The 25,061-nt window shown below is 67.5% G+C and carries 20 protein-coding genes and 1 pseudogene; 8 read left to right on the forward strand and 13 right to left on the reverse strand.

Annotation, left to right across the window (positions count from 1 at the left end; genetic code table 11):
• Positions 1 to 14: 14 nt before the first annotated feature.
• The 3 genes from G3545_RS10710 (at position 15) to G3545_RS10720 (ending at position 3,893) form a co-directional block, all read left to right on the forward strand.
• Positions 15 to 953 carry a DMT family transporter gene (locus G3545_RS10710; protein WP_170012362.1) on the forward strand — a complete coding sequence of 313 codons (939 nt, stop codon included), beginning with the start codon at positions 15 to 17 and terminating at the stop codon, positions 951 to 953.
• 232 nt (positions 954 to 1,185) lie between these two features.
• Positions 1,186 to 2,631, forward strand: coding sequence for a basic amino acid/polyamine antiporter (locus tag G3545_RS10715; protein ID WP_170012364.1), 1,446 nt, complete (start codon positions 1,186 to 1,188; stop codon positions 2,629 to 2,631).
• Between the two features lie 26 nt (positions 2,632 to 2,657).
• Positions 2,658 to 3,893, forward strand: a complete 1,236-nt coding sequence (locus tag G3545_RS10720) for an arginine deiminase (RefSeq protein WP_170012366.1) — start codon at positions 2,658 to 2,660, stop codon at positions 3,891 to 3,893.
• A 278-nt stretch (positions 3,894 to 4,171) separates the two neighbouring features.
• Here the strand turns inward: G3545_RS10720 and G3545_RS10725 are convergent, their stop codons facing one another.
• Positions 4,172 to 4,498 (reverse strand): YXWGXW repeat-containing protein, encoded by a 327-nt coding sequence (locus G3545_RS10725; protein WP_170012368.1) that lies wholly within the window; start codon positions 4,496 to 4,498, stop codon positions 4,172 to 4,174.
• A gap of 284 nt (positions 4,499 to 4,782) precedes the next feature.
• On the opposite strand from G3545_RS10725, the gene G3545_RS10730 reads away from it, so the two are divergent.
• The gene (locus G3545_RS10730; RefSeq protein ID WP_170012370.1) at positions 4,783 to 6,729 is read left to right on the forward strand and encodes a DEAD/DEAH box helicase; all 1,947 of its coding nucleotides are present in this window, start codon (positions 4,783 to 4,785) and stop codon (positions 6,727 to 6,729) included.
• Positions 6,730 to 6,752: 23 nt separating this feature from the next.
• Here the strand turns inward: G3545_RS10730 and G3545_RS10735 are convergent, their stop codons facing one another.
• Positions 6,753 to 7,193, reverse strand: coding sequence for a TetR-like C-terminal domain-containing protein (locus G3545_RS10735; protein ID WP_246702880.1), 441 nt, complete (start codon positions 7,191 to 7,193; stop codon positions 6,753 to 6,755).
• Between the two features lie 9 nt (positions 7,194 to 7,202).
• A pseudogene (locus G3545_RS29680) lies at positions 7,203 to 7,376 on the reverse strand (helix-turn-helix domain-containing protein); the annotation flags it as partial.
• 136 nt (positions 7,377 to 7,512) lie between these two features.
• On the opposite strand from G3545_RS29680, the gene G3545_RS10740 reads away from it, so the two are divergent.
• Positions 7,513 to 8,946 carry an MATE family efflux transporter gene (locus G3545_RS10740; RefSeq protein ID WP_170012374.1) on the forward strand — a complete coding sequence of 478 codons (1,434 nt, stop codon included), beginning with the start codon at positions 7,513 to 7,515 and terminating at the stop codon, positions 8,944 to 8,946.
• A gap of 182 nt (positions 8,947 to 9,128) precedes the next feature.
• On the opposite strand, the gene G3545_RS10745 is transcribed toward G3545_RS10740, so the two are convergent.
• From G3545_RS10745 to G3545_RS10760, 4 genes are all read right to left on the reverse strand, one after another.
• Positions 9,129 to 10,580, reverse strand: coding sequence for a GntP family permease (locus G3545_RS10745; RefSeq protein WP_170012376.1), 1,452 nt, complete (start codon positions 10,578 to 10,580; stop codon positions 9,129 to 9,131).
• A gap of 3 nt (positions 10,581 to 10,583) precedes the next feature.
• Positions 10,584 to 11,693 (reverse strand): patatin-like phospholipase family protein, encoded by a 1,110-nt coding sequence (locus G3545_RS10750; protein ID WP_170012378.1) that lies wholly within the window; start codon positions 11,691 to 11,693, stop codon positions 10,584 to 10,586.
• Between the two features lie 211 nt (positions 11,694 to 11,904).
• A complete protein-coding gene (locus tag G3545_RS10755) occupies positions 11,905 to 12,804 on the reverse strand; it encodes a hypothetical protein (protein WP_170012380.1) in 900 nt (299 codons plus the stop codon).
• Positions 12,805 to 13,089: 285 nt separating this feature from the next.
• Positions 13,090 to 13,995: a LysR family transcriptional regulator gene (locus tag G3545_RS10760; protein WP_170012382.1), complete on the reverse strand. Its 906-nt coding sequence runs from the start codon at positions 13,993 to 13,995 to the stop codon at positions 13,090 to 13,092.
• 110 nt (positions 13,996 to 14,105) lie between these two features.
• On the opposite strand from G3545_RS10760, the gene G3545_RS10765 reads away from it, so the two are divergent.
• On the forward strand, positions 14,106 to 14,825 hold the full coding sequence (locus G3545_RS10765; protein WP_170012384.1) for an SDR family oxidoreductase: 720 nt from the start codon (positions 14,106 to 14,108) through the stop codon (positions 14,823 to 14,825).
• Positions 14,826 to 14,974: 149 nt separating this feature from the next.
• Here G3545_RS10765 and G3545_RS10770 read toward each other — a convergent pair whose 3' ends face one another.
• Entirely contained in the window at positions 14,975 to 15,886 is a 912-nt protein-coding gene (locus G3545_RS10770; protein WP_170012386.1) for a LysR family transcriptional regulator, read from the reverse strand.
• A gap of 157 nt (positions 15,887 to 16,043) precedes the next feature.
• Between G3545_RS10770 and G3545_RS10775 the strand changes: the two genes are divergently transcribed.
• On the forward strand, positions 16,044 to 17,237 hold the full coding sequence (locus tag G3545_RS10775) for an MFS transporter (protein ID WP_170012388.1): 1,194 nt from the start codon (positions 16,044 to 16,046) through the stop codon (positions 17,235 to 17,237).
• A 56-nt stretch (positions 17,238 to 17,293) separates the two neighbouring features.
• A complete protein-coding gene (locus G3545_RS10780) occupies positions 17,294 to 18,127 on the forward strand; it encodes an aldo/keto reductase (protein WP_170012390.1) in 834 nt (277 codons plus the stop codon).
• Positions 18,128 to 18,264: 137 nt separating this feature from the next.
• On the opposite strand, the gene G3545_RS10785 is transcribed toward G3545_RS10780, so the two are convergent.
• From G3545_RS10785 to G3545_RS10805, 5 genes are all read right to left on the reverse strand, one after another.
• Complete coding sequence (locus G3545_RS10785) at positions 18,265 to 19,032, reverse strand: SDR family NAD(P)-dependent oxidoreductase (protein WP_170012392.1); 768 nt, start codon at positions 19,030 to 19,032, stop codon at positions 18,265 to 18,267.
• Between the two features lie 209 nt (positions 19,033 to 19,241).
• Positions 19,242 to 20,837 carry a rhodanese-like domain-containing protein gene (locus G3545_RS10790; RefSeq protein WP_170012403.1) on the reverse strand — a complete coding sequence of 532 codons (1,596 nt, stop codon included), beginning with the start codon at positions 20,835 to 20,837 and terminating at the stop codon, positions 19,242 to 19,244.
• Between the two features lie 146 nt (positions 20,838 to 20,983).
• The gene (locus tag G3545_RS10795; RefSeq protein WP_170012405.1) at positions 20,984 to 22,057 is read right to left on the reverse strand and encodes an extracellular solute-binding protein; all 1,074 of its coding nucleotides are present in this window, start codon (positions 22,055 to 22,057) and stop codon (positions 20,984 to 20,986) included.
• Between the two features lie 23 nt (positions 22,058 to 22,080).
• Complete coding sequence (locus G3545_RS10800; protein ID WP_206151412.1) at positions 22,081 to 23,475, reverse strand: LLM class flavin-dependent oxidoreductase; 1,395 nt, start codon at positions 23,473 to 23,475, stop codon at positions 22,081 to 22,083.
• A 21-nt stretch (positions 23,476 to 23,496) separates the two neighbouring features.
• A complete protein-coding gene (locus G3545_RS10805; protein WP_170012407.1) occupies positions 23,497 to 25,059 on the reverse strand; it encodes an FAD-binding protein in 1,563 nt (520 codons plus the stop codon).
• Positions 25,060 to 25,061 lie beyond the last annotated feature (2 nt).

The following is a 25,061-nucleotide window of genomic DNA, read 5'->3' on the forward strand; positions in this document are numbered from 1 at the left end:
GGCGGGGCTGCACGATGTCCGACACACAACCCGGCCGCCTCGCGGCCGGCACCGGCACGCCGGCGCTGCTCGGGCAGATGCTGCTGTGCTCCTTCCTGTGGGCGCCGGCCTTCCTGCTGATGAAGCGCATCGGCGTCGACATCTCGCCGCTGGCGCTGACCGCGCTGCGCGACGTGCTGGGCGGCGGGCTGATGGCGATCTGGTTCCTCGGGCTCGGCGAACGCATCCTCCCCGAAGGGCGGGAATGGCGGGACTGGGCCATTCTCGGCGTGTTCCAGGTCATCATCCCCAACACCCTCACCGTCTATGCGCTGAGCGAGATCACCACCTCGCTGGCCTCGCTGATCCAGGCCTCGACGCCACTGCTCGTGGCGGTGATCGCGCCGTTGTTCTTCGCCAGCGAGCGCATGACGACCCGGCGCGGCATCGGCATCCTGCTCGGCCTTGGTGGGCTGATCCTGCTGCTCGGCGGGCTCGACCTGCTGCACGGCAGCGGCGGCTCGTTTCCCGGCACGCTGGCCATGGCCGGTGCGCCGCTGAGCTATGCGCTCGGCAACATCTATGTGCGCATGGTGCCGCAGGCCTCGCCCTCGCGGCTGGCCTATGGGCAATTGGTGTTCTCGGGCTTTCCATGCCTCGCCATCGTGCTGGCGATGAGCGGGCCGAGCGCCTTCGCCGCGGCGACCAACCATGTCGGCGACCTCGTCATCCTCAGCCTGATGGCGACCGCGGTGCCGCTCATCATGTTCATGCGCATCTTGCAGATCGCCGGGCCGACGGTCGGCACCATGGTCGGCTATCTGGTCCCGCTCTGGACCATATTGATCGGCGTCGCGCTGTTCGGCGAGACGCTGTCGGGGCGCGAGATCGCCGGCGCACTGCTGCTGCTGGGCGGCCTCGTCATCGCCTCGGCAGCCCGGCCAGGCGCTGAGCCGGACGTCGCGAAATATTGATGCTGCGACTGCGAAGTATTCGCGCCGCAGTGCCGAACATTGTGAATTTTATATGTATTCGCCTCGGCTTCCCGCGACTGCGTGGAAGACATCGCGCGCACTTTGCTTGGTACGCGTGCCCGTAAATTGGAACGGCCTGCACAGAGTTGGGATTGCCCGCTCATTCCTGCGGTGCGGCGAGGGGATATAGAGATTCCCGGTCCATCGATTACACGACTGCGGGGCGTGCGGCATGACGGATTCACCGGCTAATGCAACGAAGGACAAGCTGTCGCTGCCGAGCCTGACCGCGATGGTGGTCGGCTCCATGGTCGGCGCCGGCATCTTCAATCTGCCGGGCCGGTTTGCCACCGCCACCGGCCCGTTCGGCGCCATCATCGCCTGGCTGATCGCCGGCACCGGCATGTACATGCTGGCGCGCGTGTTCCAGGCGCTGGCTGAAAAGCGGCCGGACATCGATTCCGGCGTCTTCGCCTACGCCAAGGCCGGGTTCGGCGACTATATGGGGTTCCTCTCGGCCTTCGGTTACTGGCTGGGAAGCTGCCTCGGCAACGTGTTCTACTGGGTGCTGATCGGCTCGACGCTCGGGCGCTTCTTCCCTGATTTGTTCGGCGACGGCAGTTCGATCACCGCGATCATCGTATCGCTGATCGGCATCTGGGCGTTCCACTTCATGATCCTGCGCGGGGTGGAGCAGGCGACCTTCATCAACAGCGTCGTCACCGTCGCCAAGATCGTGCCGCTGATCGTCGCGATCCTGGCGTTCATCTTCTTCTTCAACTATTCGAAGTTCGCGGAGAACTTCTTCGGCGGCGTCGGCATGCCGGAAAAGACGCTGCTGGCGCAGGTGCGCGACACCATGCTGATCACGGTGTTCGTGTTCCTCGGCATCGAGGGCGCGAGCGTCTATTCGCGCTTTGCCAAGAAGCGTTCCGATGTCGGCAAGGCGACGATACTCGGCTTCGTCGGCGTCACCGGCCTGATGGTGGCGGTGACGCTGCTGCCCTATGCCACGGCGCCCCGGGCCGCGATCTCCGGCGTGCAGAACCCCTCGCTGGCCGGCGCCCTCGAACTCGTGGTCGGGCACTGGGGAGCGGTGCTCATCTCCATCGGCGTGCTGGTCTCGGTGCTCGGCGCGTATCTCGCCTGGTCGCTGATCTGCGCCGAGGTGCTGTTCGCCGCCGCCAAGTCGAATGACATGCCGAAGCTGTTCGCGGCGCAGAACGGCAATCGGGTGCCCGCCAACGCGCTGTGGCTGACCAACATCGTCGTTTCGCTGTTCGTGATCTCGACCTATTGGTCGCGCGACGCCTTCAATTTCATGCTGGACATGACCAGCGTGACGGCGCTGCTGCCCTACCTTCTCGTCGCCGGCTACGGCATCCTGCTTGCCCGCAGCGGCGTGGGATACGAGACGACGCCGGAGCAGCGCGGCCGCGACCAGATCTTCGCCTGGATCGCCGCGATCTACACCGTGTTCATGTTTATCGCTGCCGGGCCGAAATATGTGCTGCTGGTGGCGGTGCTCTTCGTGCCGGGGACCATCCTGTATTTCTGGGCCCGACGCGAGCAGAACGCCCGCATCTTCACGCCGGCCGAGGTCATCGTCTTCGCCGTCACGCTCATAGCGGGTGGCGTGGGCGCTTATGGCCTGCTGACCGGCATCATCACACCCTGACAAGAAGCGACATCGGGAGCCTCACCATGGAAACCAGTTTCGGCGTGCATTCCGAGGTCGGCCAGCTCCGCAAGGTCATGGTCTGCGCGCCCGGGCGCGCCCACCAGCGCCTCACGCCCAGCAATTGCGATGAGCTGCTGTTCGACGACGTGCTCTGGGTCGACAATGCCAAGCGCGACCATTTCGACTTCATCACCAAGATGCGCGACCGCGGCGTCGACGTCGTGGAGATGCACAATCTCCTGGCTGAGACCGTCGCCATCCCCGAGGCCAAGAAATGGATCCTCGACAACCAGGTGGTGCCGAACCAGATCGGGCTCGGCTTCGTCGACGAGGTGCGCTCCTATCTCGAGGGCCTGTCCAATCGCGACCTCGCGGAGACGCTGATCGGCGGCCTCTCGACCTATGAATTCCCAGAGACCATCGGCGGCGAGACGCTGGCACTGATCCGCGACGCCGCCGGCGTGAACGAGTACCTGCTCCCTCCCCTGCCGAACACGCTGTACACCCGCGACACCACCTGCTGGATCTATGGCGGCGTGACGCTGAACCCGCTCTACTGGCCGGCGCGGCACGAGGAGACCATCCTCACCACCTCGATCTACAAGTTCCACCCCGACTTCGCCGGCAAGGTGAATGTGTGGTGGGGCGACCCGACGCAGGATTGGGGGCTCGCCACGCTGGAAGGCGGCGACGTCATGCCGATCGGCAAGGGCAATGTGCTGATCGGCATGAGCGAGCGCACCTCGCGCCAGGCCATCAGCCAGCTCGCGAGCACGCTGTTCGCCAAGGGCGCCGCCGAGCGCGTCATCATCGCCGCCATGCCGAAGCTGCGCGCGGCGATGCATCTCGACACCGTGTTCACCTTCGCCGACCGGGATTGCGTGCTGCTCTATCCCGACATCGTCAACGCCATCGAGTGCTTCTCCTATCGCCCGGACGGCAAGGGCGGCATCGAGTTGCACAAGGACAAGGGTCTGGTGGAGACGGTCAAGGAAGCCCTGGGTTTGCCCTCGATCCGCGTCGTCGAGACCGGCGGCACCGCCTATATGCGCGAGCGCACCCAGTGGGACAGCGGCGCCAACCTGGTCTGCGCGTCACCGGGCGTGGTCTACGCCTATGACCGCAACACCTACACCAACACGCTGCTGCGCAAGGCCGGCATCGAGGTCATCACCATCACCGGCGCCGAGCTCGGGCGCGGGCGCGGCGGCGGCCACTGCATGACCTGCCCGATCTCGCGAGACGCTGTCGAGTTCTGACCCACTCGACATCCGGCCGCGTTTCCCCGCAGGAACGGCCGGACGCCATTCGACGCTGAGACGTCGAAGACGGCCAAACACTGAAACCCCGCCTCACGGCGGGGTTCTTGTTTTTTTGGGGGGAAATAGATTGCTGGCGAACGCCCGCGGCCGACTTTTTCCCCTCTCCCCATTGGGGAGAGGGTTGGGGTGAGGGGCCTTCGCCGCTCGGCAACGGTGTTCCCCCTCACCGACCCGCTTCGCGGGCCACCTCTCCCCTCGGGGAGAGGAAAAGGACGTCACCACGCCCGCACCCAGCGGCCGGGCTCATAGACCCACTGGCCGCGGCGGAACACCCAGCGGGGGCCGGTGAAGCGGTGGCCGGAGCGGTTGCGGTCCCAGAAGCCTTCGCTCCACACCCAGCCGCGGCGGCCGTCCCATGACCAGTGGCCGGGAATCCAGGTATGGCCGCGCTTCGGCGGCGGGCGCCGTTCGCGGCGTGGCGGCGGCGGAGCGCGGTTCGGCCGTGCCTGTGCCTCAGCTTCGGACGGCAAGGCAGCGACGCCGAGCGGCGCCAGAGCGCAGGCGGCGAGCAGCGAGGTCAGCAAAGAACGACGGGTCAGCATAAAGTGGTCCTTGAACGCGGCGGGGCCGCGAGCTTAGCGCGCGAAGGCGAGGCTGCGATGGGCTGAGCGTTCCAGGCCTTGGCGAGGCGTCCCGATCTTGCGGCGCGCTGCTTCAGTGAGGCGTGCGCGACCGAAGATCCGCCTCCGCCATGAAGCGCACCGTTGGACCATACCGTGGCGGCCATGGTATCCCGGCTTCGGCTCGACTAAGACGACGTACCTCACCCCAATCCGATGGCTCCCGCTCGACGCCTGACGACATTGCGAGATAGGCGGAACCAGCCATGCCCTTCATGACATCCAATCCCGCGCTCGCCCGCGCTCTGGCCGAACGCGAATACGACAACCCGACGCCGGTACAGCTTGCCGTGCTGGCGCCCGACTCGTCGGGACGCGACCTGCTGGTTTCCGCGCAGACCGGCTCCGGCAAGACCGTGGCGTATGGCCTCGCCATGGCGGATACGCTGCTCGGCACCGACGAGCGCTTCGCCCTGGCGAGCGCGCCGCAGGCCCTGGTGGTGGCGCCGACCCGTGAACTGGCGCTGCAGGTGCAGCGCGAATTCGCGTGGCTCTATGCGGCGACCGGCGCGCGCATCGTCTCCTGCGTCGGCGGCATGGACCCGCGCCAGGAGCAGCGCCTGCTCAACCAGGGCGCCCACATCGTGGTCGGCACGCCCGGACGCCTGCGCGACCATCTGGAGCGCGGCCGGCTCGACATCTCCGCGGTGCGGGTGGCCGTGCTCGATGAAGCCGACGAGATGCTCGACCTCGGCTTCCGCGAGGACCTCGAATTCATCCTCGACGCCACGCCGCCGGAGCGGCGCAGCCTGTTGTTCTCGGCGACGCTGCCGCGCGGCATCACCGCGCTTGCCAAGCGCTACCAGCGCGAAGCGCTGCGCATCGAGGTGGCGAGCGCGGAAGGCGGCCACGCCGACATCGAGTACCGCGCCATCCGCATCAACCCGTCGGAAGTCGAGCACGCCGTCGTCAATGTGCTGCGCTTCTACGACGCCTCCAGCGCCATCGTGTTCTGCAACACGCGCGAGAAGGTCCGGCACCTGCACGCCACGCTTCAGGAGCGGCAATTCTCCGCGGTCGCGCTGTCCGGCGAACTCAGCCAGAACGAGCGCAACCAGGCGCTCCAGGCGCTGCGCGACGGCCGCGCGCGGGTGTGTGTCGCCACCGATGTCGCGGCGCGCGGCATCGACCTGCCGAGCCTTGGCCTCGTCATCCATGCCGAGCTGCCGAACGACGCGGAGAGCCTGCAGCACCGCAGCGGGCGCACCGGACGGGCCGGCCGCAAGGGGGTGAGCGCGCTGCTGGTGGCGCCGTTCCGCCGTCGCCGCACCGAGGAACTGCTGAGGAGCCTCGGTATCACGCCGGTATGGTCGGGGCCGCCGACCGTGGACGATATCCGCAAGCTCGACCACGAGCGCATGCTGCGCGACCCTGTGCTGACCGACGAGCCGAGCGAGGACGATGCCGCCGCCGCCCACACGCTGCTTGCCGCGCACTCGGCCGAGCACCTGGCTGCGGCGCTGGTGCGCCTTTATCGCGCCGGGCTGCCGGCGCCGGAAGAGGTCGCCGACCCCGGCGAGCCGCGCGGCGTTCGGGAGCGTGCGCCGCGCGCGTTCGACGGGCCGTCGGGCGCCGGCGGCAGCGCGTGGTTCCGCCTCAGTATCGGCCGCCGCAACAATGCCGATCCGCGCTGGCTGCTGCCGCTGATCTGCCGGCGCGGGAACGTGACGCGCAAGGATATCGGCGTCATCCGCATCTTCGACGAGGAGACCGCATTCGAGGTCGGCATCGATGCGGTTGACCGCTTCAGCAAGGCGCTGCGCAAGGCGGACGGCTCCGACGTGGTGATAGAGCCGCTGCCCGGCGGCCCCCCGGTCGGCCGCCCCGAGGGGTCCGGCCCGGGGAAGGCACCGCATGGGAAGGCGCCGCGCGGCAAGCCGGCGCATGAAAAACCGCCCTACGAAAAGGCGCCGCGCGAAAAGCCGTTCCGGGACAAGCCGTTCCGCGACAAGCCTGCGCAGGACAAGCCCGGTTACGGCAAGGCAGCCCACGGAAAAGCTGCGCACGCGAAGCCTGAACACGCGAAGCCCGCTCACGAGAGGCCGCGCGGGCCGAAGCCTGCGGGCCAGAGCACCGGTGAGCGACAGCTGGGCAGCGGTCGACCGAACACGTTCGAGGGCAAGCCAAAAGGAAAGAAGCCGCGACGTCCCTGAACGCCGGCACTGACGCGCGCTGGTTACGTGTGAGGCCTATCCTCCGCGGCTTGCCCGCCGGGTGCCAGGAACCGCCCGATCATCATTTTCAACAGCTCGACGGCCGCCTTTCCATCGAGATCCGGGGCGCGGATGCTCATGGCCTTGGCGCCGTCCATCAGGCTCATCAGCAGCGCCGCCGCCATCTCCGGATCGAGGCTGGTATCGATCTCACCGCGGGCCTGGCCCTTGCGGAGAACCTCGGCCAGCAAGGCGCGCCCCGCCCGGCTGGTGTCCTGCACCACCTTCGCCATTGCCGGATCGCGACCGGCCTCGGAGAGCATTTCCAGCAGCAGCGGCTGCACCGCGCCGTGGCGCCGGGAATTGAGCCGATCCAACTGCGCGAGGAACGCTTCCAGCACGCTGGAGCCCTCCGCCAACTGCCCGAAGCGTGCTGCCGCCTCTTCCAGCCGGATCTCGGCCATGGCGGCGACGATGGCCTCCTTGCTGGAGAAATAATGATAGAGGTGGCCGGGGCTGATCCGTGCTTCCGCGCAGATTGCCGCGATCGAGGCGCCGCGGAAGCCGTCGCGGACGAAGCATCGCCCCGCCGCCTCCAATATCTCTCGCCGCTTTTCCCCGTGCCTGACGGGATCGACCTTACGCATGGTCCGAGTGATATACCAGAACGATCGCTCTATCAATTCTTGACGTCAGGCCCCTCCGGTCGTAGTTCATAGAGCGGACGATCTAACAATCGCGCCGGGTCTGTCCCTCGCGGAGCAACGGGCGCAAGGATTTCGCATGCAAGAATCCGTACGGCACGATCGTCGCAAGCTACTGCTCGAAGGCCCCATCGGCCCGGCGCTGCTGCGGCTCGCCATTCCGATCATCCTCGGCAATGTGCTGCAGACCGGCTACCAGTTGACCGACGCCTTCTGGGTCGGCCGGCTGGGCGCGGCGGCAGTGGCGGCAGTGTCGGTGACCTTCCCGGTGATGTTCCTGGTGATCGCGCTGGGCGCCGGCCTCGCCATCGCCGGGGCGACGCTGTCCGCCCAATATATGGGAGCCGGGCGGCAGGACATGGTCAATCATGTCGCCGCGCAGACCATGATGATGGTCGCCCTCACCTCCGTCGTGTTCGGCGCGGCGGGCTATATGCTGGCGCCCTATCTGCTAGCGCTGCTGGGCGTGGCGGCCGATGTCTTCGAGGGCGCGCTCGGATTCATGCGGGTCTCCTTCATCGGCGTCATCTTCGTCTTCATGTATGCGATGTTCCAGGCGCTGATGCGCGGCGTCGGCGAAACCCGGGTGCCGCTGCTGATCGTGCTCGGCACGGTCCTGCTGAACTTCATCCTCGACCCGCTCTTCATCTTCGGCTGGGGCCCGCTGCCGGCGCAGGGCGTGATGGGCGCGGCGCTCGCCACGCTGGTGACGCAGGCGCTGGCGACCGTGCTCGGCCTCGCCGTGTTCCTGCGCGGGCGGCACGGCATCCAGCTGACCTGGAGCGGCTTCCGGCCGGATCTGGCCTATATCAGGCGCGCCTTCTTCCTCGGCGTGCCGGGATCGATCGAGCTGGCGACACGCGGCCTCGGGCCGATGCTGATGTCGTTCCTGGTGGCGAGCTTCGGCACCGTCACGCTCGCCGCCTATGGCGTCGGCTCCAACATATTGCAGTTCGTCACCATTCCGGCGATGGGCCTGTCGATGGCGGTCTCCGCGCTGGTCAGCCAGAACATCGGTGCGGGGAACGTCGATCGCGCGGCGCGGGTGACGATGCTCGGCACCGTCGCCGGCCTCGTGGTGCTCACGCTGATCGGGGTGATCGCCTATGCGTTCGCGCCGTCCCTGGTCGCCTTCTTCATTCCGGGCGACAGCCAGGTGATCGATGAGGGGGTCCGCTTCATCCGCGTCATGTGCCTGGCCTGGGGCGGGGTCGGCGTGCAGCTGTGCATTGTCTCTGCCTTCCGCGCCTCGGGGAACATGCTGGTCGCCATGGCGATCGCGCTGGTCGGCCAGTTCCTGTTCCAGTTCCCGCTGGCCTATATCCTCTCGAAGCACACCAGCCTTGGGGCCGAGGGGCTGTGGCTGTCGTTCCCGATCACCAGCATCGCCGTCGCCATCGTCTCGGTCTGCTGGTTCGCGCAAGGCGGGTGGAAGAAGACCCGCCTCACCGAAGAGGACAAGGCGATCGCCGAGGTCGCCGGACAGACCATCGCCGAAGAGGGCATACGCTGATCACGCGCGTAGATTTAGCCACGTCATCCTGAGGTGCCCGGCGCCAGCCGGGCCTCGAAGGATGCCCATCCCCGATGACGTCTTCTGCTTCAGCATCCTTCGAGGCTCGCGGAGCCTGTCCTCGGGCTTGCCAAAGGCAAGACCCGTGGGCTCGCGCCTCAGGATGACGTGGATTGGGAACCTCAGAACGAGCCGACCATCGATCCGAGCACGATCACCGCGATGAGCGCCAGTACGGCGCCGACGATGCCGACCATGACGATGTCGAGATAGCTCTGCTTGTGCGTGGTGCCGCACACCGCCAGCAGCGTCACCACCGCGCCATTGTGCGGCAGGCTGTCGAGCGTGCCCGAGCCGATGACGGCGACGCGGTGCATCAAGGCCGGATCGAGCCCGGTCTCCGCGGCGATCTTCATGAAGGTCGGCCCGAGCGAATCCAGCGCGATGGTGAGGCCGCCGGAGGCCGAGCCGGTGAGCGCGGCGAGGATATTGGTGGCGACCGCCAGCGACACCAGCGGCCCGCCCTCGATGCCGAGCACCCAGCTGCGCACCAGCTCGAAGGCCGGCATGGCGGCGACCACGGCGCCGAAGCCGACCAGGCTCGCCACCGAGAAGATCGGCAGCACGGAAGCATTCGCTCCGGCATCCATGGTGGCGCGCAGCGCCGGGAAACGGCGGAAATTCAGCCCCACCACGGTCAGGATCGCCGCGGCGAGGGCCACCGCCACCGACCACACGCCGCCGACCGCGGCGAGCGTAGTGCCGCCGAAGCGGGCCTCGGCAAGATACGACACGTCGAGCCGCGGCAGCACGACCAGCGACATCAGCAGATTGACCACCACCACCACGATCAGCGGCGCCAGCGCGAAGGCGATCGGCGGCCCGCCGGGCGCATGGGCGCCGTGCGCGGCTTCCGCCGGATCGAAGGATTGCGAGACCGTGGCGCGCTCGCGCACCAGTTCGCTGTCCGCAGCGGCTCCCACCGCCTCGACCTCGTCGCCGAACCCCTCCCCGGCGGCCCGGGCGCGGCCCTCCGCGCGCGCCAGCCACCACAGGCCGAAGGCCAGCATGATGATGGAGGCGAGCACGCCGAGGCCGGGCGCGGCAAACGGCGTGGTGCCGAAGAACGGCATCGGGATGGCGTTCTGGATCGAGGGCGTGCCGGGCAGCGCCGACATGGTGAAGGTGGAGGTACCGAGCGCGATGGCCGCCGGCATCAGCCGGCGCGGAATGCCGGCGGCGCGGAACAAGGCGAGGCCCATCGGCGCCAGCACGAAGAAGGCGACGAACAGGCTGACGCCGCCATAGGTGACCAGCGCCCCGGCCAGCACCACGGCGAGCATGGCGCGGCTGGGGCCGAGCTTCTCGGTCATGAACTCGGCGATCGAGGTGACCGAGCCGCTGTCGTCCATCAGCTTGCCGAACAGCGCGCCGAGCAGGAACAGCGGGAAGAACTGCGCGACGAAGCGCGCCGCGCTGCCCATGAAGGTCTGGGTCCAGTGCGCCAGCAGCGGCTCGCCGGCGAACACCGCTGCCACCAGAGCGGCGGCAGGCGCCAGCAAGAGCACGCTCCAGCCGCGGAAGGCGAGGAAGATCAGGAGGCCGAGGCCGACCAGGATACCGAGCAGGCCCATGGTTCAGACACCTTCGAGCAAGATGTCGAGATCGACCGAGGATTCCTTGCCGAGCTTGTCGCCGTCCTTGTCGAGGAAGGCCTGCGCGGAGCGCCGACCCTCGTCGCGCAGCATGCTGAGGAACTCCCATTCGGCGTTCAGCTTGGACGAATAGCCGAGCGTATCCATGATGTTGTTGCGGACCATGTGGATCCGCATCTTCGCCCATTGGGCGCCTTCGCTGTGGCCGGGATCGGCGACCTGCCGCAGCAGCGCGATCATGCGCAGTTCCTTCAGCAGCGTGGCGTTGAACGACACCTCGTTGAGGCGGTTCATGATGTCGGCGGCCGAGCGCGGCGTGCCGGGCCGCTCCACGGGATTGATCGGGATCAGGATGGTGTCGTCGGAGTCCAGCTCGCGCACCAGCGGGGTCATGGTGGGGTTGCCGGCATAGCCGCCGTCCCAATAGGCCTCGCCGTCGATCTCCACCGCCTGGAACAGCGTCGGCAGGCAGGCGGAAGCCAGCAGCACGTCCGCCGTGATCTCGGCATTGCGGAACACGCGGCCGCGGCCGGTACGCACATTGGTGGCGGTGATGAACAGCCGGACCGGCGACGCCTTGAGGTGCTCGAAGTCGATGAGCTCCTCCAATATGCCGCGCAGCGGGTTGTTGCCGCCGGGATTGAGGTCGTAGGGCGAATACAGGCGCGACATCAGGTCCATGGCGACGAACATGGGCGAGGTGTCGAGCGTCCAGCGCCCCAGCAGCCGGTCGAGCGGGCCGCGCTGGAACGGGCTGAAGCGCGCCGACTCCGAGATGCGGCGCCAATAGACGTCGAGCGCGGCGCGAGCCCCCGCGGCCCCGCCTGCCGCAAAGCCGGCGGCGAGCACGGCGGCGTTCATCGCCCCGGCCGAGGTGCCGGAGATGCCATCGATCTTCAGCCACTCTTCCTCCAGCAGCCGGTCGAGCACGCCCCAGGTGAAGGCGCCATGGGATCCGCCGCCCTGCAAGGCGAGATCAATCAGCAGCGGCTCGCGGCCGGGAGGCACCGCCACGGTGTCATCGGAGGAAGCAGCAGACGCCGCCCTGGCGGCAGCGGTGCGGGCCTTGGGACTGCGGCGCGGATCGGGCATGGCGTGTCATCTGGAGTGAGAGGAACCGCTGACGCCAGCACAGTTGCACCTCGACCACTACATTCCAAAGACAAATTTGTGCGCTGCAGCGTCAGCCGGCCGGGTTTGATACGCAGCACCAATATATGGGACGCTCGGTCAAGAATGACCTCGGTCTCGGGCGAAGCGTCGGCAAGAGCGGGACGCTTTCGCGATTGGAACCTGCTCCGGCCTATGGCGTCTCGAATCCGGGCAGCGCCAGCTCGGTCTTGCTGGTGAAGCGCAGATTCACCAGCGCACCAAGGTCGTGCTGCATGGCGGTGAAGAAGCCGAACGCCCGGCGCGCGGCGGCGCCGGTCATGGGACGCGAGACGATGTCGCAGGTGTAGGAGATCTCCAGCACGCGCGGCTCGGGCGCCGGGTCGGCCAGATGCCAGTGCGTGAGATCCAGCTTGCCGACGATGCCGTCGCCGAAGCGCACCCGCGCGCCCCTGAACACGGTCTCCTGGACTTTCGGGCCGCAACGCAATGGCGTGCGCGGCGAGACATTGGGCGCGCCTTGGGCGCGCGCCGCCGCGAGGTTTTCCTTCAGCGTGGGATAGAGCCGGAAGGCGTCGGCAAAGGTGCGCAGCCGCGCGGCCGGCGGCAGGCTCTGGCTGGTCGACAGCGCGAAGCGGCTGCGGATCGAGGGCGGATCGGCGATGGTGACGACGCCGGCCCTCTTCGGATCGGCGACCTCCAGCGGCGCGATATCCTCCTCGAATTGCGGGTCGGCGCACTCGTCGCGGGCCGGCAGTTCGGTGGTGGCAACAGCGAACAGGTCGGCGAGGCGCAGCTTGAGGGTGATCTCCGGCCTGGCCTTGCCCTTGACCGGCGCACGCTTGCGCAGCGAGTAGCCGCAACCGTCCAGCTGGCGGGTCTCGGAGTCGAAGAAATGGATGGTGCGCTCAACCGTCTTGTCGAATTGCCGTTCATAACGGCTACCGCGGCGCGGCTTGTCGAGATGCTTGTCGATGATCGGCTTCAGCCGTTCGTTCCAGAAACCATTCGCCGCATCGAGCGACGGCGCGTGGCCGAAACGCGTAACGTCGAGCAAGAGCTTGTATTCGCGGGCGTTGATCTGGTCATGCATGGCCTTCCCCCGGTGGCCTGAAACCGAACATCCTTTCGCGATCCTGGATTCGTCCGGCGCTCTTCATTGCCGCCGACGCCATGGCGAGTGTTGCGCCACATGAAGTCAGGATCAGTCAGCGTCGAGACGATTTTAATTATTTGCCCTTGAAGCAAATCTATGGGCCTGGCCACGCCAAGACAAGCGGAAAACCCGGCGCGCCCAAGCAAGACGCCCGTTCTATACGCCATGGCGGAAGTGGTCACGGCGGCGGGCCAGATCAGCGAGTGTCGTTGGCGGGTGTCGTCAGCGGGCTAGTACGTCGGCTTCGACGAAATCGAGGAAAGCGCGAACCTTTGCCGGTGGCAGATGGCGCGAGGGATAGAAGACATAGAGCGGGAAGCGCTCTTCCGCCCAATCCGGCAATATCTGCTTGAGCGCGCCGCTCGCCAGCAGGCCCTCGAGCCCGAGTTCGAAGGTCTGGGTGATGCCGTGCCCGGCGATGCAGGCGGCGAGCTTGGTGGAAAGCTCATTGGTCACCAGCCGGCTCGTCACCGGCACCTCGATGATCTCGCCAGCGCGGTGGAACTCCCAGGCAAACGGCCGGCCGCTCAGCGGATCGCGGGTGTGCAGGCATTCGTGGTGGACCAGATCGCGCGGGTGCTGCGGTTCGCCATGGCGGGCGAGATAGGCCGGCGAGGCGCAGGTGAAGATGCGGGTGTCGATCAGCTTGCGGGTGATGAGCGAGGACGGCTCCTGCTCGCCGAAGCGCACCGCGACATCGATGCCATCGCCCACCATGTCACCGATGGTGTCGCGCACCATCAGTTCCACCGACAAGTCGGGATAGGCGGCGAGCAATGCCGGCAGCCTTGGGGCAAGCATGGATCGCGCGAACCAGGCGTCGACGTTCACCCGCAGCCGGCCGCGCACCAGTGCGGCGGAACCGGCGGCGTCATTGGCGGCGTCCTCCAGCCCGGCGAGCAGCGGCGCGACGCTGGCGTGGAAGCGGCGGCCCTCGTCAGTCAGCGTCACCGCACGCGGGTTGCGGTCGAACAGGCGCACGCCGACCCGCGCCTCCAGCCGCGCCACCGCCCGGCTGACCCCGGAGGGGGTGAGGCCGAGCGCCTCCCCGGCACGGGCGAAATTGCCGGTCTCGACCACGGCGGCGAGGACGCCAATGCCGCTGACCACGCGCCCATCGAAGCTCATCGGTCAAGGCCTATGATGATTTTCTAGCATCATAGAATGGACAAAGATGCGCTGGCCGCAAGAGACTTCGCCAACGATCCTCCGTGCCGACAACGCATCGGAGACAAATCATGACACTTCAGGGACAACGCATCGTCATTCTCGGTGGCAGTTCGGGCATTGGGTTTGCGACCGCCGAGGCCGCAGCCAGAGAAGGCGCGGAGCTGGTGATCGCCTCCAGCAGCACGGCGCGGGTGCAGGAAGCACTCACCGGCTTGCCGGCCGGGGCGCAAGGCCAGGCGCTTAACCTCACCGATGAGGCGGCGGTGAAGGCATTCTTCGCCAGCCTCGGCGGCTTCGACCACCTGGTCTTCACCGCCGGCGAGACGCTCCAGCTCGGCACGCTCAACGACACCGAAATCGCCACGGCGCGCGGCTTCTTCGCGCTGCGCTACTGGGGCGCCTTCATGGCGGCAAAATATGGCAGCCCGGGCATTCGGCCCGGCGGCTCCATCGTCTTCACCTCCGGCCTTGCCGGTGCCCGTCCGCATCCCGGCTGGTCGCTCGGCGCGAGCATCTGCTCGGCCATGGAAGGGCTGACGCGCGCACTCGCCATGGAGCTGGCGCCGATCCGGGTGAACATCGTCTCGCCCGGCGTGGTGAAGAGCCCGCTCTGGTCGAACATGAGCGAGGCGGATCGTGAAGGGCTGTATCGCGCCACGGCGGAACGCCTGCCGGTCGGCCACGTCGGCGAGGTCGAGGAGATCGCGCAGGCCTATCTCTATCTGATGCGCCAGACCTATTGCACCGGCGAGGTGCTGCGGGTCGATGGTGGTGGCGGGTTGGCGTGACTTCACCATTTTCGTCATCCCGGACGGCCGCAGGCCGATCCGGGATCGCAGGAAGGTGCCGAGCAACACCTTCTTGCGATCCCGGCTCTCCGGCTACGCCTCCGGCCGGGATGACGATGGGGGGTAAGGACGACGACGAGTGGGAGACCTTACGCCTCCCCGCGTATCCGTTCCGCCAGGAAATCGACGAACGCCCGCACCCTTGCCGGCAGATGCTGGTGGCCGGCGAAGATGGCGTGGATCAGTTCCACGTCCTCAGGATTATAGCGCTCCAGCACCGGCACCAGCCGGCCCTCCGCAATGTCGGGAGCGACATGGAACTGGCCGATGCGGGCGAGCCCCAGCCCCTCGACGCAGAGCTGGCGCAGCGTCGGGCCATTGTCGGCGAGGAAATTGCCGGTGACCTGCTGCGTCACCACCTCGCCGCTCACCGGGTCGCGGAACGGCCATTCATAAGGGCTTTGGCGGAAATTGAAGCGCAGGCAATTGTGCCGCGCGAGGTCGGCTGGCGTCTGCGGGATGCCATGGACTGCGAGATAGCTCGGCGCAGCGACCACGACGCGCCGGCTCTCGCGTATCTTGCGCGCCTTCAGGCTGGAATCCGGCAACGCCGCGGCTGAGGAGCGGATGGCGATGTCGGCGCGCCCCTCCATCAGATCGACCATGCCGTCGTTGAGCGACAGATCGAGCTCGACTTCGGGGTAGAGCCTCAGGAATTCGGGGATCAGCGGCATGATGCAGCGCACCCCGAAGCCGACCGAGGCATTGACCCGCACCCGGCCGCGCGGCGCCGCCTCGGAACCGCTGGCGATCTCGCGCTCGGTCTCCTCGATCTCGGCGAGGATGCGCAGGGCGCGGGCAAGGTAGCGCTCGCCCTCCGGGGTGAGGCGCAATGCGCGGGTCGAGCGCAGCAGCAACCGGGTGCCGAGCCGGTCCTCGATGCGGGTGATGAGCTTGCTCACCGCGGAAGGCGTGAGCTTCAGCTGGCGCCCGGCGGCGGAAAAGCTGCCGAGCTCCGCGGCCGCCGCGAACACCTCCATCTCCCCTGCGCGATTGTCCATTGCGCCACCAGCTTTGAATTGACTTCAAAGCTACTGGTCACCCGCGCCGGCTTATCGCGCAAGCCCCGCTCGCTCATATTGCACTGCGAAACGCAATCCCCGGCGCCGTTCGACGCCGCCAGCACGCTCGCTCCGACGCGGGCGAGGATGTATCGCCATGCCTCTCGCACTCTTCGCGCTCACCATCGCGGCCTACGCGATCGGTACCACCGAATTCGTCATTGTCGGGCTGTTGCCCACCGTGGCGAACGATCTCCACATCACCTTGCCGCTCGCCGGGCTGATCGTCAGCGTCTATGCGCTCGGCGTCACCTTCGGCGCGCCGATCCTCACCGCGCTCACCGGCCGCATTCCGCGCAAGCCGCTGCTGATGGGGCTGATGGCGCTGTTCGTCATCGGCAACACCGCCGCCGCGCTCAGCCCGAGCTACGAGACGCTGCTGGTGGCGCGGGTGATCTCGGCCTTCGCCCACGGTGTGTTCTTCGCGGTGGGCGCCACCATCGCCGCCGAACTGGTGCCGGCGGACAAGCGTGCCTCGGCCATCGCCCTGATGTTCATGGGGCTCACCGTCGCCATCGTCACCGGCGTGCCGCTCGGCACCTTCATCGGCCAGAGCTTCGGCTGGCGCGCCACCTTCTGGGCGGTGGCGGGGCTCGGCGTCGTCGCCTTCATCGGCGTAGCCGCGCTGCTGCCCTCCAACCTCAGCCGCGCCGCCCCGGCAAGCCTCATGGAGCAGGTCCGCGTGCTCGGCAGCGGCCGGCTCCTGATCGCGTTCGGCATGACCGCGCTCGGCTATGGCGGCACCTTCGTCGCCTTCACCTATCTGGCGACCATCCTGGAGGACATCACCGGCTTTCCCGCCGCCAGCGTCAGCCTGATCCTGGTGCTCTATGGCGTCGCCATCGCGGCCGGCAATCTCGCAGGCGGGCGCATCGCCGACCGCAATCCGGTGAAGGCGCTGGTCGGCCTGTTCGCCTTGCAGGCGCTGGTGCTGCTGGCCTTCAGCTTCACCGCGGTCTCGCCGGTGCTGGCGCTGGTGACGCTCGCCGCGCTCGGCTTCCTGTCCTTCGCCAATGTGCCGGGCCTCCAGCTCTATGTGGTGGAACTGGCCAAGCGCACTCGGCCGAACGCCGTCGATGTCGCCTCGGCGTTGAACATCGCCGCCTTCAATCTCGGCATCGCGCTCGGCGCCTGGATCGGCGGGCTGGTGGTCGCCTCGCAGTTCGGCCTTGGGGCGACGCCCTGGGTCGGCGCCATACTGGTCGCCGGTGCGCTGGCGCTCACGCTGTGGAGCGGCGCGCTCGATCGGCGCGAGGCGGGACTTGAAGCCGCAGCCGCCCCGGCGGAATGATGGTGCCGCTTCCCGGCCGCCCTACATAGCCCGTGAAACACGGCAAGGAGATCCCCATGAAAACCGTGACCGCCAATGGCGCCACCATTCCCGTACTCGGCTTTGGCACCTTTCGCATGCCCGGCCATGAGGTGCTGGAGGTGGTGCCTGAGGCCCTGAAGCTCGGCTTCCGCCATGTCGACACCGCGCAGATCTATGGCAATGAGGCCGAGGTCGGCGAAGCTCTTCTCCGCTCCGGCGTCAAGCGTGGCGACATCTTCCTCACCACCAAGGTGTGGGTGGACAAGTTCCGCCACGCCGATTTCCTTGCCTCGGTGGACGAGAGCCTGCGCAAGCTCAAGACCGACTATGTCGATCTCCTCCTGCTGCACTGGCCGAACCCTTCAGTGCCGCTGGCCGAGCAGATCGGCGCGCTGAATGCGGTGCGCACGGCCGGCAAGGTGCGCAATATCGGGGTGAGCAACTACAACACCGCGCTGATGGAGGAGGCGGTGAGCCTCAGCGAGGCGCCGCTGGTCACCAACCAGATCGAGTACCACCCCTATCTCGACCAGGGCGTGGTGATCGAGGCGGCGCGCGAGGCCGGCCTGTCGATCACCGCCTATTACGCCATGGCCGATGGCGCGGTGCTGCGCGATGCGACGCTCCGCGAGATCGGCGCGAAGCACGGCAAGAGCGCGGCGCAAGTGGTGCTGCGCTGGCTGATCCAGCAGGACGGCGTCGTCGCGCTGTCGAAGACCGCGAAGGTGTCCCGCCTGCCGGAGAATTTCGCCATCTTCGATTTCGAGCTGTCGCCGGCGGAGATGCAGGCCATCCATGCGCTGGCGCGGCCGAACAGCCGTCTCATCAGCCCGCCCGGCCTCGCGCCGGAGTGGGACAAGGCGGCGTAGCTTTTAAACCACGTCATCCTGAGGTGCCCGGCGAAAGCCGGGCCTCGAAGGATGCCCGCCCCCGAAGGCCGTCTTCTGCTTGAGCATCCTTCGAGGCTCGCTGCGCTCGCACCTCAGGATGACGTGGTTCTATCTTCTCACGGCAAATACAGCCCGCCGCTGACATGGATGGTCTGGCCGGTGACGAACGCACCGGCCGGCAAGGCCAGCGTGCGGATGATCTCGGCGACGTTGCGGGGCTCGCCTTCATGGCCGAGCAAAGGATGGCCGCCGCCCGGGAAGATGCCGCCGGCGCCGGAATTCGGCGAGCGCGGGCCGCCGATCTTGCCGGGCACCACCAGGTTCGCGGTGACGCCATGGGCGCCATATTCCACCGCGAGCGCCTTGGTGAAGCCCACCAAAGCCGCCTTGGCGGTGGCGACATGGGCGCGGTTGGCAACGCCGATATGCGCGGCGACGCCGCCGATCGAGACGATGCGGCCATAACCGTGCTTCACCATGGACGGCACCGCCGCGCGGGTGACGAGGAAGGCGCCGTCGACCGTTACCGAGTAAATCTTCTTCCAGACGTCAAAGCTGATGTCGGCAAAGGAAGACTCGCCGCGCACCGCGGCATTGTTGACGAGGATGTCGAGCCGGCCATGAGTGGCGAGGATGTCGCCGACCAGGCGCTGCGCTTCCCCTTCCACCGTGATGTCGGCCAGCGCCGCGCTGGCCGAGCCGCCGGCGGCGCGGATCTCCTCGGCCACCGCCTCGATCTCTGCCTTTGACGAGCGCGCATGGACGACGACATGGGCGCCGTCCTGCGCCAGCAGCAGCGCCGTCTCACGCCCGATGCGACGCGCCGAGCCAGTGACGAGGGCGACCTGCCCGGCCAGCGGCCGGGACGTTTGCGATACTGTCATGTGGAACATTCCATTCGATCGTCATCCCGGCCGAAGGACCGGGATCGCGTGATGTGGTCTTCACCTCTCCCCGTTGGGGAGAGGTCGGCCCGCAGGGCCGGGTGAGGGGCTTGGGCGCGAGGCCCCCTCACCCCAGCCCTCTCCCCGTCGGGGAGAGGGAGAAGAAGTTCCTCCCAGCTGCGCCCGTCCGGGATGACGAGAACTCAAAGTCAAAGCCGGAATTGCAGCGTGCCGTCGCGGCGCACCTGTTCGACCAGGCCGACCTCCCATTGGAGATACTCGCGCATCGCCGCCTCCTTCTGGTCGCGGCGCTCGAAGGCCTTCAGCAGCACGTCGTCGGTGCGCGAGGCGAGGTGTTCGGCCTGCCTCTCCAGCGGATGGCCGGCACCCCACCAGGCCTGGGTGCCGCCGAGCAGCAGGCCGACCGGCTTGCCCGTCGCCGCTTCCAGCTCGGCAATGGCGAGGCGGGCGATCACCTCGTCCGGCGAAGTGAGCACATAAAGCGCCGCCTCGGGCAGCGTGGCGGCATCCGCCTGGAGCCGTCCGCGCACCGCGAACCAGGCGCCGGGGATGTGGCCGGCGCGGTATTGCCGGCTGGTGGCGACATCGACCACCACCACGTCGCCGCGCTTCAACAGCGTCGCCAGTTCATCCGCCGTGACCGTCTTGGCCTCGGCGGCGCCGAGCCCGAGCACCGTCTCCGGCGCATCGCCGACCTCGACGCTCGCCGCCGGGGCGTGCTCGTCGAGCACATAGACATTCGGGAAGCCCATGCGGGCCAACCACGCCGCGGTGGTGCGCGCACGCACGCCGTCGCTGTCGGCGAGCACGATGCGGGCGCGGCGCACGGCGACGAAGGTGTCGGTCGCCTGCACCAATTGCCCGCCGGGCGCGGAGAGGAAGCCGGGCCGGTGGCCGGAACGGTATTCCTCGGGCCCGCGCACGTCGAAGCGATAGAGCGTGGTGTGGTCACGCTCCTCCTCGAAGCGGGCTAGGGTCACGGCGCCGATGGTCGGCACCTCGAAGCGCTTGGCAAGCCCTGCTGCGGCCTGCCGTGCCCATTCGAAGGCGCCATTGGTGGGCTGCGGCACGATGCTCTCGGCGCCGCGCTCGACCTCGAGGCCGGAGAGATGCCAGCCCTGCGTGCCGTCCTTCAGCGACACCACGCGGTTCGGCAGGCCGGCATCGATCAATATCTGCGCGCCGATGATGCTGCGGGTGCGCCCGCCGCAATTCACCACCACCAGCGTGTCCTCGGACGGCACCGCTTCGCGCGCCCGCAACACCAGCTCGCCGCCGGGGCAATCGAGCGCGCCGGGAATGGTGATCCAGTTATATTCGTCGAACGGCCGGCTATCGAGCAGCACGATGTCCTCGCCGGCCGCGCGGCGGCGCTGCAATTCGTGCGCATCAATGTGCGGAGTATCGTAGGCGACCTCGACGAACTCGCCGAACGCCTTGCTCGGCACATAGACCCCGGCGAACAGCGCGAAGCCGGCCTTGTGCCAGGCCGGCACGCCGCCTTCTAGGATCGACACCGCATCATAGCCGTGCGCGGCGAGGATGCCGGCGGCGCGCTCGGCGAGCTGTTCGTCGTCGTCCACCAGCACGATCGGCGTCGCACGGCGCGGCAGCAGCAATGGGACGATACGCTCGAAGCGGCTGATCGGCGCGTTCGAGGCGGTGAGGATATGCGCGTCGGCAAACACGCCCTCCTCGCGCACGTCGAGCACCGCGATCTCGCCCTCGCCCGGCAGCAGGCGATGCAGCGCCGTGGCTTCGATGCGCGGGAATTGCGTGGTCATGTTGGGCTGCTCCTGAAGTATTCGGTCGTCCTGCTGCAGCATCCTTCGAGGCCGCCTGCGGCGGCACCTCAGGATGAGGTTCATCTTACGACCTCATCCTGAGGTGCGAGCGCAGCGAGCCTCGAAGGATGCTCAAGCAGTGCGTCTCAACCTCGATTGAACACGATATCGAACTGGTCGAGGAACTTCTGCGATTCCTCGCCGCCAATGTCCTCGTCGCTCTCGATCACCTTGATGTCCTGGAGCCGCGGCAGGCCCTTGGGCGGGTTGGAATCCGGGTGGGTCGGGATGTAGGAACCGGCATTGCCGACCAGTTCCTGGCCCTCGGCGCTGGTCAGCACTTCGATCAGCAGCTTCGCCCCGTTCGGGTTCGGGCCGCCCGCGAAGATGCTCAGCAGGTTCTCGTTCACCACCACGCCCTCCTCGAGGATGTAGTTCTCGATCGGCTGGCCGCGCTCGCGGGCGGTGATGACGTTCTGCGAGGAGATCAGCGGCGAGAGATCGCGCTCGCCGGCCACCAGCAGGCGCACCGACTCGGCATTGCCGCGGGTGAATAGGAAGTCCTGCTTGGCGAAGCCCTTGATGGTCTCCCAGTCGATGATCTTCTGCGCCAGCAGGGTCTGGAACCAGGTGAGCTGGGAGGCCGCCGACTTCGGATCGGCGAAGACGATGCGGCCCTTCCACTTCGGATCGAGGAAATCGGTGATCTTCTTCGGCAGCACCGAAGGATCGGGGAACTTCTTCGGATTATAGGCAGCGGCCAGCAGCGTCACCGCGGTGGCGACGTAATTGCCGTTCGGGTCCTTGTACTTGTCGGAGATCTTGTCGAAGTCGCGCACCTTGTAGGGCATGATGTAGCCGCGCTTGGCCCAGCCATCGAGGATGAAGCGCTGGCTGATGAACACCACGTCCGGATTGGTGCGGCCCGCCGCCTTCTCCGCCTCGATCGAGGGGATGAGGTCCAGCGTCTGCTTCTGCACGATGTTGAGCTTCACATCGGGGAAGTTCTTGCGCCAGAAGTCGAGCACCGCGGTGCTCGTCTCCTGCCGGTACGAGGTGTAGAACACCACCGCGCCGTCCTTCTTCGCCGCCTCATAAAGGCTGGCGAAACGCTCGGGCAGCGTATCGGCGCGGGCGGCGGAAATGGCGGCCGGCGCGGCGCCGGCGACCAGCAGCGCGGACGCCGCTCCCTTGATGAGGGTTCGTCTGTCGAGGTTCATCTCAAATCTCCGAATGAATGGGTTCAGGCGGCGGCAGGCGCGGCGTGATGCTCCGCGCTCGCCTCGATCGCCTTGTTGTGCTTGTGGTGTCGGCCGGGACGCTTCAGCCCGAGATGCTCGCGCAGCGTCCGGCCTTCATAATCGGTGCGGAACAGGCCGCGGCGGCGCAGTTCGGGCAGCACCAGTTCGATGAAATCGGTCAATGCGCCCGGCAGATAGGGCGCCATGACATTGAAGCCGTCGGCGCCCTCATTGAGGAAACGCTCCTCCATGCGATCGGCGATCTGTTCCGGCGTGCCGACCACCTGCCAATGGCCGCGCGCCCCGGCCACCCGCAGGCCAAGCTGCAGGATGGACAGGCCCTCGCGCTTGGCGAGGTCGAGCAGGAGGGTCTGCCGGCTGGTGCTGGCATTGATGACCGGAATGTCGGTCGGCACCGGCCCGTCGAGCGGCAAATGGCGCAGCGGAATGCCGAGCCGATGCTCGAGGATGGAGAGCGCCACATCAGGATGGATGAGGTTCTGCAGTTCCTCGAACTTCGCCTTGGCCTCGGCCTCGGTGCGGCCGACCACCGGGAAGATACCGGGCAGGATCTTGATGTCGTCCGCCGCCCGGCCGGCAGCCACCGCGCGGGCCTTCACATCGCGGTAGAAGGCCTGCGCATCGGGCAGCGTCTGCTGTGCGGTGAACACCACTTCGGCCGAAGCGCCGGCGAGCGCCTTGCCGGCCTCCGACGAGCCGGCCTGCACCAGCACCGGCCAGCCCTGCGGCGGGCGCGGAATGTTGAGCGGGCCGCGCACATTGAAGTATTCGCCGCGATGATCAAGGCTGTAGACCTTGTCCGGATCGAAGAAGACGCCGCTTTCCTTGTCGCGGACGAAGGCGTCGTCCTCCCATGAATCCCACAGCCCCTCGACCACGCCGAGGAATTCGGTGGCACGGCGATAACGCTCGTCATGCGGCGGATGGCGGTCGCGGCCGAAATTATAGGCCTCACCCTCATTGCCCGAGGTGACGAGGTTCCACCCGGCGCGCCCGCCGCTGATATGGTCGATGGAGGCGAACTTGCGGGCGAGCGTATAGGGCTCGTTGTAGGTGGTGGAAGCGGTCGCCACGAGGCCGATGCGCTCGGTCACCGCGGCGAGTGCGCCGAGCAGCGTCAGCGGCTCGAACTGCGCGACATAGTGGGTGGAGAAGCGCGCCAGCGCCCCCCAGTCTTCGCCGCGCGCGCCGGCGCTGTCGGCGAGGAACAGCAGGTCGAACTTCGCCGCTTCGGCCGCCTGCGCCACTTGCGCGTAGTGCTTGAAGTTGATGCCGGCATCGGCCTGCGCCTGCGGGTGGCGCCAGGCGGCGGCGTGGTGGCCGGTGGGATAGAGGAAGGCGCCGAGCGCCATCTGCTTCTGCTTCTGCTTGGTCATGGAAATCTTGCCTATCGCCGCTCAGGCGGCCGTCAGTTCGGGAGCGTTCGCCCAGGGGCGCTGTGCCGCGGCGTCGCCGCCGGCGATCTGGCCGGTGACGAAACACTCCGCGAGATTGCCGGCGCCGAGATAGAGGAAGCCCCAGATGCTGCCGAGCTCGCCGGCCTCATAGAGCCGCGGGATCGGCTCGCCATGGGCGTTGACCACGCGCTGGCGGGCGTCGTGCGCCGGCCCGCCCTGGGTGTTGTTCACCACCGGCCACAGCGTGCCGACATAGAAAGGCGGCTTCTCGACCTTGAACAGCGAGCCGGCGGGGCGGGCCTGATCGGCATCGTGGCCGGCTTCGACCGCGGCGTTCCAGCGCTCCAGGCTCGCGCGCACCACCACGGGATCGGCGCCGAGGATGCTTGCGAGTTCCTCGATGCTTTCCGCCTTCTTAAGAAGTCCGTTGCCGACTTCCTTCAGATTGTCGTCACTCCAGACATAGGGTTCGACACTGCGATCGTTCACCACCGCCTGGCCGAGCGGGTAGAGCTTTCGGCCCTCCTCGTCGACGACGATGTGCGCCGGGATCTTCGGAAACTTCTGCGTCACCGGGTCGAACTGGTCGAGCGGCCGGTGGCCGGTGTCCTGGAGATAGGGGTGGTACTCGTTCATGAAGCGCCGCCCCTCGCCGTCGAGGATGATCCACGACATGCGCACGTCCGGCTCCTTCACCGTCGGGTTCCAGTCCGGCAGCCGCTTCACCCGCAGCGCGTAGGGGTAGTTCGGGTCCGGGTGCTTGAAGCCGTAGGAGCCGTGGAAGTGCCACATGTGCCAGAGGTCGGCGCCGGCGGCCTGCGCCATGCGGATGCCGTCGCCGGTGTTGCCGCGCGTCGCCACCGGCAGCACCGGGCGGATCTGCCAGTATTTGCGCTGGATCTCCGGCGCGGATTCGAAGCCGCCCGAGGCGAGCACCACGCCGCGCAGCGCGGCGATGCGCTTCGTCGTCCCATTGGCGCGCACCACGGCACCGAGCACTTCGCCCTTGGCGCCGAGGATCAGGCGCTCCGCCGCCGTCTCCAGCCGCACCTCGATGTTGCGGGCGCGGACATTGTCGTGCACCAGCTTGAACACGTTCGGCCCGAGCAGCCGACCGCGGGCGTGGGGATATTCGGTGCGGGCGTCGAAGCCGGGGATCGAAGAGACCTCGACGATACCGAGCGCGTCGTGGCCAGGGAACGGGTAATTGCCGCCACGATCGCGCACCACGATCTCGGCGCCGTTCACCGTGGCGAGCTTGCGGAAATAATCCTCCAGCTTCGCCATGCCGCTGGAAATCGCATCGAGCACGTCGTCCGGCACGTCGGGACCGACGGTGTGGCGCAGATAGTCGCGGCCGCGCGGCAGGTCGGTGATGGAACGGATGCCGCCGCCGGCGCAGATCGAGATGCCGCCGGGATCGGGCATTTTCTCGATCAGCAGCACGCGGGCGCCGGCATCGTGCGCAGCGATCGCCGAGGCGCCGCCGGCAAAGCCGAAGCCGACCACCAGCACGTCCCAGACTTCGTCGAAAGGCTCAGCGGCGGAATGATGAAACGTCATGA

The organism is Starkeya sp. ORNL1, assembly GCF_012971745.1.
GTDB lineage: Bacteria > Pseudomonadota > Alphaproteobacteria > Rhizobiales > Xanthobacteraceae > Ancylobacter.

Coding starts and splice junctions, on each gene's coding strand:
- G3545_RS10780 (WP_170012390.1), top strand. CDS start 17,294: ATGAAAACCGTGACCGCCAATGGCGCCACCATTCCCGTACTCGGCTTT.
- G3545_RS10715 (WP_170012364.1), top strand. CDS start 1,186: ATGACGGATTCACCGGCTAATGCAACGAAGGACAAGCTGTCGCTGCCG.
- G3545_RS10795 (WP_170012405.1), bottom strand. CDS start 22,057: ATGAACCTCGACAGACGAACCCTCATCAAGGGAGCGGCGTCCGCGCTG.
- G3545_RS10775 (WP_170012388.1), top strand. CDS start 16,044: ATGCCTCTCGCACTCTTCGCGCTCACCATCGCGGCCTACGCGATCGGT.
- G3545_RS10745 (WP_170012376.1), bottom strand. CDS start 10,580: ATGGGCCTGCTCGGTATCCTGGTCGGCCTCGGCCTCCTGATCTTCCTC.
- G3545_RS10750 (WP_170012378.1), bottom strand. CDS start 11,693: ATGCCCGATCCGCGCCGCAGTCCCAAGGCCCGCACCGCTGCCGCCAGG.
- G3545_RS10720 (WP_170012366.1), top strand. CDS start 2,658: ATGGAAACCAGTTTCGGCGTGCATTCCGAGGTCGGCCAGCTCCGCAAG.
- G3545_RS10740 (WP_170012374.1), top strand. CDS start 7,513: ATGCAAGAATCCGTACGGCACGATCGTCGCAAGCTACTGCTCGAAGGC.
- G3545_RS10800 (WP_206151412.1), bottom strand. CDS start 23,475: ATGACCAAGCAGAAGCAGAAGCAGATGGCGCTCGGCGCCTTCCTCTAT.
- G3545_RS10785 (WP_170012392.1), bottom strand. CDS start 19,032: ATGACAGTATCGCAAACGTCCCGGCCGCTGGCCGGGCAGGTCGCCCTC.
- G3545_RS10790 (WP_170012403.1), bottom strand. CDS start 20,837: ATGACCACGCAATTCCCGCGCATCGAAGCCACGGCGCTGCATCGCCTG.
- G3545_RS10770 (WP_170012386.1), bottom strand. CDS start 15,886: ATGGACAATCGCGCAGGGGAGATGGAGGTGTTCGCGGCGGCCGCGGAG.
- G3545_RS10755 (WP_170012380.1), bottom strand. CDS start 12,804: ATGCATGACCAGATCAACGCCCGCGAATACAAGCTCTTGCTCGACGTT.
- G3545_RS10735 (WP_246702880.1), bottom strand. CDS start 7,193: ATGGCCGAGATCCGGCTGGAAGAGGCGGCAGCACGCTTCGGGCAGTTG.
- G3545_RS10805 (WP_170012407.1), bottom strand. CDS start 25,059: ATGACGTTTCATCATTCCGCCGCTGAGCCTTTCGACGAAGTCTGGGAC.
- G3545_RS10765 (WP_170012384.1), top strand. CDS start 14,106: ATGACACTTCAGGGACAACGCATCGTCATTCTCGGTGGCAGTTCGGGC.
- G3545_RS10725 (WP_170012368.1), bottom strand. CDS start 4,498: ATGCTGACCCGTCGTTCTTTGCTGACCTCGCTGCTCGCCGCCTGCGCT.
- G3545_RS10710 (WP_170012362.1), top strand. CDS start 15: ATGTCCGACACACAACCCGGCCGCCTCGCGGCCGGCACCGGCACGCCG.
- G3545_RS10760 (WP_170012382.1), bottom strand. CDS start 13,995: ATGAGCTTCGATGGGCGCGTGGTCAGCGGCATTGGCGTCCTCGCCGCC.
- G3545_RS10730 (WP_170012370.1), top strand. CDS start 4,783: ATGCCCTTCATGACATCCAATCCCGCGCTCGCCCGCGCTCTGGCCGAA.